Source organism: Mucilaginibacter roseus (genome assembly GCF_021215455.1).
GTDB classification, from domain to species: Bacteria; Bacteroidota; Bacteroidia; order Sphingobacteriales; family Sphingobacteriaceae; genus Mucilaginibacter; species Mucilaginibacter roseus.
On the sequence record NZ_JAJPWV010000006.1, the window covers coordinates 219,895 to 236,011 of the forward strand.

Sequence of the window (16,117 nt, forward strand, 5' to 3'; positions counted from 1 at the left end):
AATTGATAAACCGTTTTTTGATGCGTATCTACTCCGTTGCTGTATTATATATTTTGCTGGTGCTGTCGGGTTTACGTGTGTATGCACAGCCTGTGCAGGAGCTTGAGATAACCGATAACTACAAACCCGAACCCAAACGCGAGTTTAGGGGCGTTTGGATAGCCACTGTTGTTAATATTGACTGGCCAAGCAGTTCGCGCGCTTTACCGGAGAAACAAAAAACGGAGCTTCTTAACCTGCTTGATGAGCATCATGCTACAGGTATTAACGCGGTAATGCTACAGGTGCGCCCGGCCGCCGATGCGCTTTATGCCAAAAGCTTTGAGCCATGGTCAAAATATCTTACCGGGCAGCAGGGTAAGGCCCCCTCGCCTAATTACGACCCGCTGGAGTTTGCCGTAACCGAGGCGCATAAGCGTGGTATGGAACTACACGCCTGGTTTAACCCATACCGGGCAACTTTTGATAAGAACTTTAATGCTGTTGCCAGCGACCATATTACCCGATTAAAACCTGAATGGTTTTTTACTTATGGCGGCATCAAGCTGTTTAACCCCGGCATACCTGAGGTTAGGGAATATATTGTGCGCGTAGTGCTCAACGTGGTAGATAATTATGACGTTGATGGCATTCACCTCGACGATTATTTTTACCCTTACCCTATCGCCGGCCAGCGCATAAATGACCAGGAAGCCTTTGAAAAGTACGGTACCGGATTTACGGATATAAAAGATTGGCGCCGCAACAATGTGGACGTATTGATAAAGATGCTGAGCGATAGCATACACGCGCATAAACCATCCATGAAATTCGGCATCAGTCCGTTTGGTATATGGGCTAATAAATACCAGAATCCAGAGGGATCTGAAACTAATGGCGGTTCATCCTATTACGAGCAATATGCTGATAGCCGTAAATGGATACGCGAAGGCTGGCTGGATTATATTAACCCGCAATTATACTGGCCTATAGGTAACCGAGCGGCAGCTTTTGATAAGCTGGCTGACTGGTGGAGCAATAACACGAATAACCGGCATCTATATATCGGACAGGCGCCCTACCGTTTGCTGGAAAGAAAGACGGCCGCTTTCCGCAACCCGTCTGAATTGCCTAACCAGATCAATTACCTGCGTAATAATCCGAGGGTGCAGGGCAGTGTTTATTTCAGTTCGAATTCACTCATCAGTAACCCGCTTGGCATTGCCGATTCGCTGCGTAATACGTATTACCGTTATCCGGCATTGCCGCCACCTATGCTTTGGCTGGATTCTGTTGCGCCTAATGTGCCGCGAAATCTGATGGTTAAAGAAACAGGCAGGGGCGTGCGCTTAAGCTGGCAGGAACCTACAACCGCACGCGATAATGAGCCGATATACGGCTACGTGATCTATCGGTTTGAAGAAGGTGAGCGTACCGATATCAACGACCCCAAAAACATCATCAGCATAAAATATAACACCGACCTTTTTTACGACGATAACAATGCACAGAAGGGTCGGCATTACCTATACATTATAACGGCTATTGACCGCATAAAAAATGAAAGCGAGCGGTCGCCGGCCGTTGCGGTTAGCAATTAAAGCTGATCAATCCTTTATGCTGCAGGTTTTTCAAGTATAAGTCAATGGCGGAATCGCCCATGCCGTAAATATCGTTATTTGCCCAAAACGCTTTGTATATGCCTGCGTTATCAGTAATGCCGCTGTTATAAATCCGCAATAGTTGCTGTTCAATATAGTTCAGGCCCTGCTCATTGGTTTGTAAGCGCTTGAGGTGTGCTTCAAACGCGGGTTTTAATAAGCTCATGTTAGCCCAAAACGGAGTGTTTTCGATGAAAACTTCAATTTTTGGGGCATCGCTGGTGCAATAGGCTGTCCAGGCTTCGGCGGCTAAGGTCATGTCATACTCGGTGAGCTGTAACCTTGTGTTGTCATATAAATAATCCAACTCGGTACCGTTGAGTTCTCCCAATCCTTTAAAGTCAGGTTTACCGGGATACTCCGAAGGGCAAACCAGGTAAATGTTTTGCTCATTTAAATCAGCGTGCAGACGCAGTAAATTTAAGATGCCGAGCAGGTTTACCTGGCAATGCAGGTCATACTCAAACCAAAGCGTTATCTCGGCGTACGGAAAGCTGAGCTTGGCAACTTCGTCAATAATTTTGGTTTGATATTCCTCTGATGGTGCATTAAACTGGGTATATATCCATGCCGACCGCAACTCCCAAAATCTGGCGGATGATATGTCTTCGATAACCGGACCTTCTGATAAAATTTCGCGCCAAACCAGCACGTCGCCATCAAGCCCGGTACCGTTAAAGCCATGCAGCATGGCGTCGCCGTTAAGTATATGCAGTTGCTTTTCCATAGGTAACACAAAGCTACCAAATGCGCCGGAAACAAAAAGCCACCCATTGGTAAATAGGTGGCCTTTAATGCGAATTTAGGTTTAGTGCAAACTATTAACTGACTTATTTGGTGGTCACCATAATTTTTCCACCTTCTTTTTTTAATGCATCCTTAACTACATCAATACTTTTTATAGTGTTCGGATCAAGTTCTTTTATCTCTTTTTCGGTCATTTCTTTTCCGTTTAAATAATAGGTTACGCCTTTAAGGTCTGTACCTGTCCCCCTCAACTTGAGTACATTCCCAAATTTTGAAGTGTCTCTTTTTCCGTAGCCTATTACAACCACGTCATTAATCTTGCCTTTTATTTTTTGGCCGCTAAACTGTGGTTTGTCATCATCATCCCCATTGCCGGGTATAAGAGTGCCCTGTTTTTCGCTTTCCTTAACCGCGTTATCAGCGGCAGGTAAATTAAAGGCAATAGGCACGGTATACTGTACTCTTACCGGCTTGCCATTTTGCATGCCCGGGCTCCATTTAGGCGAAGCCTTTAAAACTCTTAACGCTTCAGCATTTATAGTTGCTGAAACACCCCGCAGAACGTTCAGGTTACTTAACGATCCGTCTTTTTCAACTATAAATTGCACAAACACTCTTCCCGAAGCTTTATTTTTTACATCCTCAGCCGGATATTTAATATTGGTTTGCAGATAAGTTCCAAAAGCTTTTAAGCCACCCGGAAACTGCGGATGTGTTTCAACCGCAGTAAAAACTTCATTGTTACCTTTTGGCACAGTGTCAATCTGGATCTCTGTTATTTTTGATTGCGCTTTAGGTAATGCTGGCTCTACAATTTCAATTTCCTTTACTGTTTGTTCAGGCTGTTGCTTGGCAGGCTCTTCAATGCTGATATATTCTTTCGGAACTACTTCAGTAACTGAAGTTTCGAGCACCGTCTCGGCAGTTTTGTTGATAGCCTTTACGGTTTTATTATCGTTTATTGTGGCTGATGACAGGATAAGCATCAACACAAATAGCGGAGCTGACAGGCCGTATTTAAGCAGCTTAACGCGCTGCGACCTGTTTTTTTGTAACATCATAATTCGTTGTTTTAATAGGCTGTGATTAAAAAATGGATTAACCAAATTGTGTACCGGTGCATTAAATGTTTGGTTAAGCAGGAGCATGGCGTAACCTGCTTTATCTGCGCCAGCATCAATAACCTGGCGGTCGGCTATAAATTCATGGGTATGTTTAACGGCTTTGCGGTAGAGGTACACCACCGGGTTAAACCAGTTGATAATACTGATGAGCTCGATCAGCATAACATCTGCCGAGTGCCACTGGCGGGCGTGTACATGCTCATGTGCCGATACAACTTCATGTTCTGACAGTTCGCCGCTTACCTGTACTTTTTTAAAGAAGGAGTAGGCGCCCGCCGTATGTTTACTGATGAGCCTTTGCAAACTGGCCAGCTGCCAGGTAAACCTGATGGCGAATGCCAGCAACCCCGCCAGGTAAGTGTAAGCAATAACATGCCCGATGCTGATGATCTCATTCTCGGTACCTGTATATTGCAGTGCAATTACCGGCGCGTTGTAAATAACCATTTTTACCTGCTGTGTTATAAACAGGTTTTGTACCCAGTTTGCTTGTATAAGCGGTAGTAAAAACGACAGTATTGCCGATGCTACCAGGTACACACGATTAAGCTGAAAAAATGTTTCTTTACGAAGCAACAGCGCATAAAACCCGTAAAATAAGCCTAAATACAGGTTTGCCAGGATTAAATATTGCCACCAGGTCATAACTTTTATTTTTTTAGTTTTTCAATCAGTTTCATTATCTCGTCGGCCTCTTTGAGGTTTATTTTTTCCTTTTTTACAAAAAATGAGAGCATGCTGTTAACCGAGTTGTTGAAATAACCACTCAACAACTTGTCGGATGCGAAGTCCTGGTATTGCTCCTTACTGATCACCGGGTGATATTCGTGGCTTTTACCGAAGGCGGTATGTCCTACAAAGCCCTTAGTCTCTAATATCCTGATGATGGTTGATACGGTGTTGTAAGCAGGTTTAGGCTCTGGTAACAGCTCAATTACATCCTTCACATATCCTTTTTTCAATTGCCATAATACCTGCATTATTTGCTCTTCGGCTCGTGTTAACTCTTTAATTTCCATATTTTTCTATTTCTTATCCTGATAAATAGCCGGTCCGCATTGCGCAAACTTTTTATCAGCGGTTATATTTATTTTGTGGTATTGTATAAATGAATTTAATAAAGCTACAAACTTTTCTTTTTTAGGCTGATCGTTCTCAAGCGCTTTCAGGTTTACAAGGTAGTAATCTATTTTACCATCCGGTTCAAAATATATACGGTGAACAATGCGGGTAGGTTGGCCCCAGGTAAAGCCGTTATCTTTTAAATATGCGGCAAGCTCGGTAAGCATGGCTACGTATGCTTTATAAAAATCCTGCTGACGGGTGCCGCTGAAAGTCGCTTTGGTAGTATCGGTATGCAGCGCGCTATTGTATTGTTCGTCTAACCGTGCAACAGTAAGCCCTTGCGCGGCGGCATCTTCAAAGGTTAAGGCCTTTGATTGGGCCAGTGCCGCAAACGGCAGCAGGAGCACTGTTATTAAAGCAATAAATTTCATCGGCCTATAATTTAAAACTAAGGTATTAGTTGTTTTTGAAATTTGCAACTAAAAATTTAGTTATTTTTATAATTAAACTTTTTCTCGTTGTTAATGGTTGTAATCGCAAATCTATTTATAACACCAATGCATATAGTTTTTCACGGCGCTGCACGTAACGTTACGGGCAGCAAACATTATATTGAACTTAACGACGGTACATCGTTATTACTTGATTGTGGCATGTTTCAGGGTTTGGGCGAACATACTGACGATATGAACGAACATTTTGGCTTTAACCCCCAAAAGCTGGATTACATGATCCTTTCGCACGCGCATATTGACCATTGCGGATTAATACCGCGCCTTATTGCCGAGGGTTTTAGCGGCCCGATATACTGTACCCCGCCAACCATGAACCTCGCCCGCATATTGCTGATGGATTCGGCACGCATACAAACGCAGGATGCCGAATACAGTAACCGCCAGCGTACGCGCAAAGGGCAAAAACCTATAGAGCCGCTATATACCGAAGATGACGCCATGGCCGCCATGCGGCAGTTTAAAGTGGTTGAGTATAATGAAGAATGCGAGATATCGCCCCGGATAAAATTTACCCTGACTGATGCCGGTCACGTAGTGGGCAGCGCCGCCGTACATTTAACTATACTGGAAGACGGAAAGGAAACCCGCATAAGCTTTAGCGGCGATGTTGGGCGTTACGGCGACCTGTTGCTTAAAAGCCCGCAAACTTTCCCGCAGGCAGATTATATTTTGCTGGAATCAACCTATGGCGATTCGCTGCATAAGGATATCGGCCCGATTGAGGATGCCCTGCTGGAGGTGATACGCAACACCTGCGAACGCAAAAAGGGTAAGGTAATTATTCCAGCATTCAGCGTGGGCCGTACGCAGGAGTTATTATATGCCTTAAATGCGCTGGAGCTACGTGGCGTATTGCCTGATGTGCCTTATTATGTAGATAGTCCGCTATCGCTGCAGGCTACGCAGGTGCTAAAGGATCACCCCGAGGTATATAATAAGGAAGTTAAAGAGGTGATGAAGGTGGATGCCGATCCGTTCGCGTTCAAAGGCTTACGGTTTATTGAATCAACAGAGGAGTCGGTAGCGCTGAATGATGATCCGCGCCCGTGTGTTATTATCTCTTCATCTGGCATGGCCGAAGCCGGACGGGTAAAGCATCATATTAAAAACAACATCAATAACCAAAAAAACACCATACTGATCGTAGGTTATTGCGAACCCAATTCTTTAGGTGGACACCTGATGCGCGGCGACCGCGACGTGTACATTTTTGGCGACCAGTACCAGGTGAATGCCGATGTAGAAGTAATAAAATCAATGAGCGCCCACGGCGATTATGAAGACCTGCTACACTTTATATCCTGCCAGGATCCCGCACAGGTTAAAAAACTTTTCCTGGTGCATGGTGAGTATGATGTGCAGAAAAAATTTGCTGAAAGGCTAAAAGAAAAAGGGTTTAAGTATGTGGAAATACCGTATCAGCATAGTAGGGTAGATTTGTAAGCCTCACCCCAACCCCTCTCCTGAAGGAGAGGGGCTTAATACGGCGGAGAATATTCTTTAAAGATATATAATGCATTTTGTCCTCCGGAACGATAGTGAGAGATCTGCCTGTGTTCATTAACAGGGCGATTGGGTTTTACTTTTACCTGTGCTAATGAGCACCAGGATGTGCTTTACTTATTGTTAGTGGTTGTCACTTTCGTTTGTGCAGACAAAAGAAAGTAACCAAAGAAGACTTAGCGTAGCGATCTCATGAGCACCATAGAAAAACAAACAGCAGCGAATAACCTGCCGGCTACGTCCTGCCCGGTGAAAGGTTCTACCTTGGCAAGGCTTGTGCTGCTCCGGGCATTACTGATACCGGTCGGATTGGTTATTTAAGGTTTGTGCTTTTTATGGTTACATTACAAACGGTTAATAAGCACAAACCAATCATAACCTATTTCTCCGGCCTCTTAATTTTCGGGTAGCAGGTTGATGCACTGCCTTTAAAAGAAAATTAAACAGCCGGCGAGTTTTGCTTCTTTTGATCGCTCAAAAGAAGTTTAGGACAAGAACTTCTCAAAAGAAAGCTGATAAAACAGGAAGAGCCGCAATTACGCGGCTCTTCCTGTTTATATAAAGAAGAATTAGTTCGTTCCCTGTGGTTTGGGTTGCTCTTTGCGCGGAATCATATCGGCACGCTGGGCGGTATGGTAAACAAACGATGCTACGATGGTAGCGGCTTGTTTCAGGTCGTCCTCAACCAGGCGGTCGTAAGTGTCCTGGTTGGTATGGTGGGTACGTGTGCCATAATCCAATGGGTCCTGAATAAACTGGAAGCCCGGGATGCCTACCGCGTCAAACGCCAGGTGGTCGGTACCACCGGTATTGCCAACGGTAACTGTGCCTGCGCCCAAATCTTTAAACGGATCAAGCCATGCCTTGAAAATCGGTCCGGCGGCACTATCACCCTGCAGGTAAATGCCGCGTATTTTACCGGTACCATTATCCAGGTTATAGTAGGCTGATATTTTTTTCTGATCAGGTTTCAGCTCCATCGTTTTAGGATCGCCAAGGTGGTTAAGCACGTAGTTACGTGAGCCATGTAAGCCTTGTTCCTCAGCACTCCATAAGGCAATGCGAATGGTACGTTTCGGTTTAAAGCCAACCGCTTTTAATATACGCATAGCCTCCATCATTACGGCGCTGCCTGCGGCGTTATCTGTAGCGCCGGTAGCGGCATGCCATGAGTCAAGGTGACCGCCAAGCATTACTACCTGCTCTTTCAATTTTTTGTCCGTACCCGGAATTTCAGCAATTACATTGTACTCCTGCATATCCTCAGTAAAGAACTGGGTCTTGATATCAGCCTCAAGCTCTACCTTCTGTCCGCCTTTTATCAGACGCAGAATGCGCAGGTAATCCTCTCCGCTGGTTTCCAGCTCAGGAGCAACGGCTTTGGCAGTATCAGCATATGATGCGCCGTTGGTGGTAAATACCGTACCATCGGTGCCGCGTGCCATACTTAGTATGAGGCCAACATTTTCAGTCTTTAAAAACTCATTAATGGCGGTACGCATTGCTCTTGCACGGCGCATAGCGGCAAACTGCGGCGAGTTGGCAAAGTTAGCCGGGCGCTGCTGGCGTGGGCCTTGCGGTTTAGCATCAGCCATTTTGGTTAAGGTGCTGTCGGCATAACGCTCGGCATCGGCGGTAAAGCCTGGTTTAAGGGTAGTGGCTACATCAAATATCACCACTTTGCCTTGCAGCTTGCCTTTGTATTTATCCAGATCGGTTGTAGTATCCGCTTTAATAAGTACTACTTCGCTTTTAATAGGTCCGTTAGTACCGGGCGTCCAGGCTTTTGGTATGGCGATGATGGCATGATAGTAAGGCACGGTAATGGCGGCATAGTTTTTTTGCACTTCCCAACCTTTGCCAAATTTACCCCATGGCTCACGCTTGGCATTAACCAGTCCCCATTTAGTAAGCTGGCTTACCGCCCAGTTTTGTGCCCGTTTTAAACCCGGCGATGCAGCCAAACGCGGACCCGATACATCTGTAAGATAAAAAGCGGTTTCCATTACTTTTGAGCGCTGCAGGCCTTCCTCACGGATTTTTTGCACCATGGCAGCGTCAACTTTCTCCTGCGCAAACGCGCCGGATGCAAGGGCTGTTAATAACAAGCCCGGAATAAGTAGTTTTCGTTTCATATTTTTATACGTCAGTCAGTTTGATACCAAAACTATTTATTTTTAAGCTGAAGCGCTTTAACAATGTTGTTACAGGTTAAGCGCATGTTATTACTTGGCTTTTTTGGCGTAGCTCTTCGGGTCAAGCGCGGCAGGCGACCATCCCTGAAGAAATTCCATCACCTTGGCTTTGCTATGCCCGTTGCCTTCTTCCAGGTAACCTGAGTTTTGCGTGTGCAGGCGGATGCCCTTACCATCCAATATTAAAAACACCGGAAAGCCGAAACGTTGCGGATAACCCAGCGAAGCAAGGGCTTCTTCATTCATGTTTTCCTTGCTGTAGTTCAAATGCACGGTTACGTAGTTCTCGTTCAGATATTTATTCAGGTCGGCATACTTGGTTACCAAATCGTTAAACCTTAAGCACCATATGCACCAGTTACCACCTATTTGTAATAATACATTTTTGTGTTCTTTGGCGGCTTGTTTTACAGCAAGGCTTATCTGTTGTTTGGCGTCAGCATTGGGGTTATACAATTTGGCCGTATCCTGCGCGTTTACTATAGTAGCAGATACCGCGAAAAGCAGTATAAAAAGCAGTTTTTTCATGGTGTTAGTTTTTTAAAAATAAATGTAGTTTTTTAAAACAAAAGGTAATCAATTTTATATAGTAAAAATTGTTAATACTACCTTAAAAAGAGATGAATTTTTAGTTTTCCACATCGCGAAATGCCGATATTTTAATTTCCTACGGTAGGGTTTATCAAAAGGAGTGCACTGCCTTGTTGATATGTGGAAAACTCAAATTGTGTGCAACTCCTCTCGAGGGTAAATTTGATTAAAAACTCTTATAGATTTCTTACTGACACACTAAATCATAAAGTTAAAACTGACAGATCAATAATATTATTAGCTATGGGCAAAAACATTCCAAAAAAATCAGCAGCATCAGGCGGCAAAGGGTTGAAATTCAGCAGGTATTTTACCACAGAAGGTACGCCTGTGTTCGACTTGTTTAAATATGAAAAGCGTTCATCAGTTATCCGCAATCCATCAGGCGATGCGGTGTTCGAGATGAATGACGTTGAAGTGCCGGCATCGTGGTCGCAGGTGGCAACTGATATTTTGGCTCAAAAATATTTCCGTAAAGCAGGTGTTCCGCAGGTCGACGGTACTTTAGGTTCCGAAAAAAGCATTAAACAGGTTGCACACCGTATGGCCAACTGCTGGAAGGAATGGGGTAGCCGCTACGGCTACTTCGCTACCCCACAGGATGCGCAGGTATTTTACGACGAGATAGTTTATACCATTACCGGGCAACTGGCGGCGCCAAACTCTCCGCAATGGTTCAATACAGGTTTACATACCTCATACGGCATTACCGGTAAACCACAGGGGCATTATTATATTGACCCGGTTACCGAAACGCTAACCAAATCAACCTCGGCTTATGAGCGCCCGCAGCCGCACGCCTGTTTCATTCTATCTGTTGATGATGACCTGGTGAACGAAGGCGGCATTATGGATCTTTGGGTACGTGAGGCGCGTATCTTCAAATACGGCTCTGGTGTTGGTACTAACTTTTCTAAAATTCGTGGCGAGAACGAAAAATTATCAGGCGGTGGTTATTCATCAGGCCTGATGTCGTTCCTTAAAATTGGCGATAGGGCGGCAGGTGCCATCAAATCGGGCGGTACAACACGCCGCGCGGCCAAAATGGTTTGCCTTGACCTGGATCATCCTGAAATTGAAGGATTTGTAAACTGGAAGGTTGAGGAAGAGAAAAAAGTGGCCGCGCTTATTGCCGCCGGTTATTCATCTGATTACGAAGGCGAGGCTTACCGCACCGTGTCAGGCCAAAACTCAAACAACTCGGTACGTATCCCTAACAGTTTTTTCCACGCGCTAAACGAAGGTAAAAACTGGGATCTTGTTGGCCGTATGAATGGTAAAACCGTAAAATCAATATCCTCACAAAAATTATGGGATGATATCGCTTTCGCGGCCTGGGCCTGTGCCGATCCGGGTGTACAGTATGATACCACCATCAACGAGTGGCATACCTGTCCTGAAGGTGGTCGCATCAACGCGTCAAATCCATGTTCAGAGTACATGTTTTTGGATAACACCGCATGTAACCTGGCCTCCATCAACCTGGCGCATTTCTTTAACAAGGAAACCCGTGTGTTTGATGTAAAAGGCTACGAGCACGCCTGCCGTATATGGACAGTAGTATTGGAAATTTCCGTACTGATGGCGCAATTCCCGTCAAAAGAAGTTGCCGAATTATCATACGACTACCGCACGCTTGGTTTAGGTTATGCCAACCTGGGTTCGGCCTTAATGGTGAATGGCATCCCTTACGATAGTGATAAAGCCCGTGCTATTGGCGGCGCGATCACCGCTATCATGACGGGTACTGCATACGCTACATCGGCCGAGCTGGCCCGTGAGCTGGGTACCTTCCGCCGTTACGAGGATAATAAACAACACATGTTGCGTGTAATGCGCAACCACCGCTACGCGGCATACAATTCAACCGAGAACTACGAAGGCCTGGAGATACTGCCTCCGGGAATTGACCAGAAGGTTTGTCCGGATTACCTGCTTTCTGCTGCTTGCAACGCCTGGGATAAGGCCGTTGAAATGGGCGAGAAATACGGTTACCGCAACGCGCAAACTACTGTTATTGCGCCAACAGGTACCATTGGTTTGGTGATGGATTGTGATACGACCGGTATCGAGCCCGACTTCGCGCTGGTTAAATTCAAAAAACTATCAGGTGGTGGTTACTTTAAGATCATTAACCAGGCCGTGCCGGAGGCTTTGCAGAACCTGGGTTACAAAGAGCACGAAATTACCGCTATTGTAAACTATGCCAAAGGTGCCGCTACGCTTAAAGGCGCACCGCATATTAACCTGGAGAGCCTGAAGGCAAAAGGCCTTACCGATACTGAACTGGAGAAACTGGACAAAGCGGTTGTATCTGCTTTCGAAATATCATTCGCGTTCAACATCTGGACATTGGGTGAAGAAGCTATCAAGCGCCTTGGTTTTACCGCCGAACAATACAACGCGCCTGATTTTAACCTGCTGCGCGCTTTAGGTTTTAACAAAAAGCAAATTGCCGAGGCTAACGAATACGTTTGCGGTACCATGACCATTGAGGGCGCCCCTTACCTTAAAGAGGAGCACTACCCGATATTTGATTGCGCTAACAAATGCGGCGCTAAAGGCGAGCGTTACATCCACGCGCATGGCCACATCAAAATGATGGCTGCCGCTCAGCCTTTCTTATCAGGTGCTATATCAAAAACCATTAACCTGCCAAACGAGGCTAAGGTTGATGAGATAAAAGATTGCTACGAGCTATCATGGAAACTGGGCCTAAAGGCTAATGCGCTTTACCGTGATGGTTGTAAATTATCGCAACCGCTTTCCACCAAATCTGACGTTAAGGAAGAGGCCGAAGAATCTCTTGAATCTGTTGAGGAAGTATTGGGCGAAGCTGCCAACGTGAAGCTGAGCGACCTTACTGCCGACCAGGTTTTGGAAGCCGCGATGGCCATCATCGAAAAATCAAAAGATACCCGCTTTATGCGCCAGCTATCGCGCGTGGTGCAGAAGAAAAATCTGCCGTTTAAACGCCGCGGCTATACGCAAAAAGCCAGTGTTGACGGGCAAACGGTATTTGTTCGCACAGGTGAATATGAGGATGGTACATTAGGGGAGATATTCGTGGATATGCACAAAGAGGGCGCAACCTTCCGCTCGCTGATGAACTGTTTTGCCATTGCTGTATCAGTTGGTTTGCAGTACGGTGTGCCGCTGGAGGAATACGTGGAGAAATTTACCTTTACCCGCTTTGAACCGGCAGGTATGGTAATGGGCCACGCTAACATCAAGAGCGCTACTTCTATAATCGACTACATCTTCAGGATGCTGGGTTACGAGTACCTTAACCGTACCGACCTGGTGCACGTAATTACCGAAGATAAAGCGGTAGTTGGCCACGGTTTTGACGACAGCGATTACAATACCGACGAAACCAACGTGTACACACCTGAGCCGGCTAAAGCGGTAACCGCTACCGAGAGCAAGGGCGGCGCTAAGCCGCAACTATCAGTTGACCTGAGCATGGGTGTACAAAGCGATGCGCCAAGCTGTAACGTTTGCGGCCATACCACGGTACGTTCGGGCACCTGCTACAAGTGTTTAAACTGCGGTAACTCTATGGGTTGCTCTTAACAAAGCAATAGATAACGCTGAAAGCAAAGGGCTTGGCCTAAAGCTTTCAGCCCTCTATAATAGTTAATTATACACCAAAGCCCTGCCTGCGTAAAGCTTGCAGGGCTTTTTTACCTTTCTAATCTTTCCCAAAAAGATTACTTAGCAATAGTTGGCGATTTGTGAATTAGTATTTTTAAGCACTTTTCATTTACAACAAGAATTGGGTATATTATACCTTAATAATAATCTTCCGCTTATACAACACCCACATAATAATCCAAATAAGCAGCACCCAAAACAAGGCCATTGCCAACGAAGCGTTTAATGGTGATAGGTAAGGCTCAAACCATAACTGGTATAAATTGAGCTTGCCCAAATAATGTGGTATGTACATGGAAAGTATATAGGCGGTTATAGCGTTCACACCAAACGGAATAAAAAAGGCGGTGAAACGCTTACGGCCGTTTACATCAATCAACCAATAACTAATTGCGAGGGCGATGGTTGCCAGACCGCCGGTATATAACACGAATGAGCTTGTCCACAAGGCTTTATTAATTGGGAAGAACATATCCCAAACAAGCGCCAGTACTACAGCAGCAACGCCGTAAGTCAGCATCCAGGTTACCTTAACACTGTCCTCGGCACCTTTTTGCTTAAGCCACGAGCCTACCCTTATACCGAATAAGCCTGTGCCAATGGCAGGTAAGGTACCCAGCAAGCCCTCCGGATCCCAGGTGCGCGCCTGGCTCCATAAATGGTTTTCGGTAAATACTAAACGATCCAGCCAGGCACCCATGTTTGTTTCGGGCTCCAGGTTGGCCGGGCCATGGCCTGGAACCGGCACAAAGCACATGATGATATAATAGCCGATCAGCGATAATGCGAAAACCCAATCGCGCGTACGCTGTGAGGTTTTAATATAGAGTATGGTACAGATGAAAAATACCACTGCAATGCGCTGTAATACTCCCGGTATACGCATGGTAGCCAGGCCCGGATGGAAAAGCAAGTGTGTGCCCAGGCTGATTATAATCAGCACCGCCATGCGGCGAAAGGCCGTCAGTATCATTTTACCATGATTGGCCGGATCCGCTTTTTTACTTTCCATCGCAAAAACGATAGATACGCCTACGATGAACAGGAAAAACGGGAAGATGAGATCGGTTGGTGTGCAGCCATTCCATTTGGAATGTTCAAGCGGAGCATAAATATGCTCCCAGGTGCCGGGGTTGTTAACCAGTATCATGGCGGCAACAGTAGCGCCACGAAAAACATCAAGCGATAAAAGGCGTTTTGAAACAGGCTGGTCCATCTAAATAGTTTATTCTCAAACATAAAAAATTATAGCAATTAAAAACGCCGATTGTAATAACTTTGATTGAACATGGCACTTAATCGCAACTTGCAGCAATTATTCAACATCGCCCAAAAAGATAATCGTGTGGGCGTAGGCCTGATGTCGGGCACGTCGCTGGATGGACTGGATATTGCCCTGTGCCGATTTACCGGGCATAGTATGCAAACGCAGTTTGAATTGTTGAACTTTGTAACCATTCCCTATAACGATAAATTTAAAAGCGAAATAAGACAGGTGTTCGCTAAAAGGCAGGCCGATCTTGAGCTGCTCACCCTATTGAACGCCCGGATAGGCCGCTATCATGCTGAATTGATATTGCAAGCGTTTGATGAATGGAAAATAAACCCTGCCGAAGTTGATTACATTGCCAGCCACGGCCAAACCATCTATCACGCACCTGCAAGGCAACATAATAGAACCGGTTACCCGGACGCCACCTTGCAGATAGGCGACGGCGACCATATAGCAGTAAAGACAGGCATCATTACCATCAGTGATTTTAGGCAAAAGCATATTGCAGGCGGCGGCGAGGGCGCGCCACTTGCTTTATACGGCGATGTGTTATTAGGCAGCAAAGCAGGTGAAGGCCGGTTGTTACTGAACATAGGTGGCATAGCCAACGCTACCTGGCTACCTGCTTCGCAAAATTTGAGCGAAGTGTTTAGTACCGATATTGGCCCCGGTAACACGTTGATTGATGCCGCTTGCAAAAAACACTTTGATCAACCGTATGATAAGGACGGCGCGATTGCCCTGTCCGGAATCGTAGATGAGACCTTATTAAATGCGCTGTTACAGCATGCTTTCTTTGAACAAGGGTTACCTAAAACCACAGGACCAGAGGTGTTTAACCTTGCGTTTGTTGAACAGGTAATATCCACCTTAAAAGCTCATGAAATAAAACCGGCTGACCTGATTGCCACCCTAACAGCCTACACTGCGGAAAGCATCGCACAATTCGTAAGTAAATACGTAAGTACTTACGTAAACATTTACGTAAGTGGCGGAGGAGCAAGTAATCCGGCCGTTATTAACTATTTGAAAAAACGTCTTCCTGAGTCAAAAATATCAAATACAAACGTGCTGGGTATTAATCCGGATGCAAAGGAAGCTATATTATTCGCGCTTTTAGGTAACGAAGCCTTGGGCGGAGAACCTATTGCTATCGGTAATAACCCGGCGGTTTTGATGGGAAAATTCAGCTTTCCTTATTGAGTATAGCTATACATACGTTCAAACAGGCCGGGATAATTGGTTACCATACCATCACTATCAACGGTAAGCTCAGCTGTAAAACTACCATCTGCTACCTCAAATTTATAGGTCTGCTCATCAATGCACGTATAAGCTTGCTTAGTTGTAAATACGTTCCGCGCCATTACATCAAAATACAGCACTTCAATTTGCGCAGATTGGCCGGGTTTTATATTAAGACGATTAACAGGCAGGCTATTGGTAAAAGGCGTAACGCTTATATCAACGTCAATACAATCGCAATGCAGGGGCTGAGCATCATTACCGCCGAGCCAGCCGCCGGCAATATTGACATAGTGCCAGCTTTGCGGACTCCCGTCGATGATATATTCGATATAAACTTCTTTGGCAATCCAGCTGCTATCAAGCAGTAAAGAGTAGTTGATTTCAAAAGCCCGCTCATCTACCGTACCGGCAATGGCTGATGATACGGTAATATCTGTAGCTGATGCCGTAACCAAACAATGCTCCACCGATTTGTAGTCTGCAAGGCGCTTCCATATAACCACTTTCTCTTTCATGTTTAATACAAACGCAAACAGCCCGCACTTGTTTATGGTGCGGG

At 45.5% G+C, this 16,117-nt stretch carries 13 protein-coding genes; 5 read left to right on the plus strand and 8 right to left on the minus strand.

Going from position 1 to position 16,117, the window contains the following annotated elements; all coding sequences use genetic code 11:
- Positions 1 to 20 precede the first annotated feature (20 nt).
- A complete protein-coding gene (locus LT679_RS17650) occupies positions 21 to 1,580 on the plus strand; it encodes a glycoside hydrolase family 10 protein (RefSeq protein ID WP_232178993.1) in 1,560 nt (519 codons plus the stop codon).
- Here the strand turns inward: LT679_RS17650 and LT679_RS17655 are convergent.
- The 4 genes from LT679_RS17655 to LT679_RS17670 form a co-directional block, all read right to left on the minus strand.
- Positions 1,570 to 2,367: a hypothetical protein gene (locus LT679_RS17655; RefSeq protein WP_232178994.1), complete on the minus strand. Its 798-nt coding sequence runs from the start codon at positions 2,365 to 2,367 to the stop codon at positions 1,570 to 1,572. The genes LT679_RS17650 and LT679_RS17655 overlap by 11 nt on opposite strands.
- A 103-nt stretch (positions 2,368 to 2,470) precedes the next feature.
- Positions 2,471 to 4,156 (minus strand): M56 family metallopeptidase, encoded by a 1,686-nt coding sequence (locus LT679_RS17660; RefSeq protein WP_232178995.1) that lies wholly within the window; start codon positions 4,154 to 4,156, stop codon positions 2,471 to 2,473.
- A gap of 5 nt (positions 4,157 to 4,161) precedes the next feature.
- On the minus strand, positions 4,162 to 4,530 hold the full coding sequence (locus LT679_RS17665; RefSeq protein ID WP_232178996.1) for a BlaI/MecI/CopY family transcriptional regulator: 369 nt from the start codon (positions 4,528 to 4,530) through the stop codon (positions 4,162 to 4,164).
- Positions 4,531 to 4,536: 6 nt separating this feature from the next.
- On the minus strand, positions 4,537 to 5,007 hold the full coding sequence (locus tag LT679_RS17670; protein ID WP_232178997.1) for a hypothetical protein: 471 nt from the start codon (positions 5,005 to 5,007) through the stop codon (positions 4,537 to 4,539).
- A 126-nt stretch (positions 5,008 to 5,133) separates the two neighbouring features.
- Between LT679_RS17670 and LT679_RS17675 the strand changes: the two genes are divergently transcribed.
- Together LT679_RS17675 and LT679_RS18660 are read left to right on the plus strand one after the other, a co-directional pair.
- On the plus strand, positions 5,134 to 6,534 hold the full coding sequence (locus LT679_RS17675) for an MBL fold metallo-hydrolase RNA specificity domain-containing protein (protein WP_232178998.1): 1,401 nt from the start codon (positions 5,134 to 5,136) through the stop codon (positions 6,532 to 6,534).
- A gap of 252 nt (positions 6,535 to 6,786) precedes the next feature.
- A complete protein-coding gene (locus LT679_RS18660) occupies positions 6,787 to 6,915 on the plus strand; it encodes a hypothetical protein (protein ID WP_262909336.1) in 129 nt (42 codons plus the stop codon).
- A 248-nt stretch (positions 6,916 to 7,163) separates the two neighbouring features.
- On the opposite strand, the gene LT679_RS17680 is transcribed toward LT679_RS18660, so the two are convergent.
- The gene (locus LT679_RS17680) at positions 7,164 to 8,729 is read right to left on the minus strand and encodes a M28 family metallopeptidase (RefSeq protein ID WP_232178999.1); all 1,566 of its coding nucleotides are present in this window, start codon (positions 8,727 to 8,729) and stop codon (positions 7,164 to 7,166) included.
- Between the two features lie 90 nt (positions 8,730 to 8,819).
- Positions 8,820 to 9,317 (minus strand): thioredoxin family protein, encoded by a 498-nt coding sequence (locus LT679_RS17685; protein WP_232179000.1) that lies wholly within the window; start codon positions 9,315 to 9,317, stop codon positions 8,820 to 8,822.
- A 306-nt stretch (positions 9,318 to 9,623) separates the two neighbouring features.
- Here LT679_RS17685 and LT679_RS17690 point away from each other — a divergent pair, with 306 nt between their 5' ends.
- A complete protein-coding gene (locus tag LT679_RS17690) occupies positions 9,624 to 12,956 on the plus strand; it encodes a vitamin B12-dependent ribonucleotide reductase (protein ID WP_232179001.1) in 3,333 nt (1,110 codons plus the stop codon).
- 211 nt (positions 12,957 to 13,167) lie between these two features.
- Here LT679_RS17690 and LT679_RS17695 read toward each other — a convergent pair whose 3' ends face one another.
- Entirely contained in the window at positions 13,168 to 14,253 is a 1,086-nt protein-coding gene (locus LT679_RS17695; RefSeq protein WP_232179002.1) for an acyltransferase family protein, read from the minus strand.
- 72 nt (positions 14,254 to 14,325) lie between these two features.
- Here LT679_RS17695 and LT679_RS17700 point away from each other — a divergent pair, with 72 nt between their 5' ends.
- The gene (locus tag LT679_RS17700) at positions 14,326 to 15,513 is read left to right on the plus strand and encodes an anhydro-N-acetylmuramic acid kinase (protein ID WP_232179003.1); all 1,188 of its coding nucleotides are present in this window, start codon (positions 14,326 to 14,328) and stop codon (positions 15,511 to 15,513) included.
- Here the strand turns inward: LT679_RS17700 and LT679_RS17705 are convergent.
- Positions 15,507 to 16,073 (minus strand): putative glycolipid-binding domain-containing protein, encoded by a 567-nt coding sequence (locus tag LT679_RS17705; RefSeq protein WP_232179004.1) that lies wholly within the window; start codon positions 16,071 to 16,073, stop codon positions 15,507 to 15,509. The genes LT679_RS17700 and LT679_RS17705 overlap by 7 nt on opposite strands.
- Positions 16,074 to 16,117 lie beyond the last annotated feature (44 nt).

Excerpts from the sequence above, each read along its gene's own strand:
- LT679_RS17685 (WP_232179000.1), bottom strand. The coding sequence starts at position 9,317 with ATGAAAAAACTGCTTTTTATACTGCTTTTCGCGGTATCTGCTACTATA.
- LT679_RS17655 (WP_232178994.1), bottom strand. The coding sequence starts at position 2,367 with ATGGAAAAGCAACTGCATATACTTAACGGCGACGCCATGCTGCATGGC.
- LT679_RS17705 (WP_232179004.1), bottom strand. The coding sequence starts at position 16,073 with ATGAAAGAGAAAGTGGTTATATGGAAGCGCCTTGCAGACTACAAATCG.
- LT679_RS17675 (WP_232178998.1), top strand. The coding sequence starts at position 5,134 with ATGCATATAGTTTTTCACGGCGCTGCACGTAACGTTACGGGCAGCAAA.
- LT679_RS17695 (WP_232179002.1), bottom strand. The coding sequence starts at position 14,253 with ATGGACCAGCCTGTTTCAAAACGCCTTTTATCGCTTGATGTTTTTCGT.
- LT679_RS17650 (WP_232178993.1), top strand. The coding sequence starts at position 21 with ATGCGTATCTACTCCGTTGCTGTATTATATATTTTGCTGGTGCTGTCG.
- LT679_RS17700 (WP_232179003.1), top strand. The coding sequence starts at position 14,326 with ATGGCACTTAATCGCAACTTGCAGCAATTATTCAACATCGCCCAAAAA.
- LT679_RS17690 (WP_232179001.1), top strand. The coding sequence starts at position 9,624 with ATGGGCAAAAACATTCCAAAAAAATCAGCAGCATCAGGCGGCAAAGGG.
- LT679_RS17660 (WP_232178995.1), bottom strand. The coding sequence starts at position 4,156 with ATGACCTGGTGGCAATATTTAATCCTGGCAAACCTGTATTTAGGCTTA.
- LT679_RS17670 (WP_232178997.1), bottom strand. The coding sequence starts at position 5,007 with ATGAAATTTATTGCTTTAATAACAGTGCTCCTGCTGCCGTTTGCGGCA.
- LT679_RS17680 (WP_232178999.1), bottom strand. The coding sequence starts at position 8,729 with ATGAAACGAAAACTACTTATTCCGGGCTTGTTATTAACAGCCCTTGCA.
- LT679_RS17665 (WP_232178996.1), bottom strand. The coding sequence starts at position 4,530 with ATGGAAATTAAAGAGTTAACACGAGCCGAAGAGCAAATAATGCAGGTA.
- LT679_RS18660 (WP_262909336.1), top strand. The coding sequence starts at position 6,787 with ATGAGCACCATAGAAAAACAAACAGCAGCGAATAACCTGCCGGCTACG.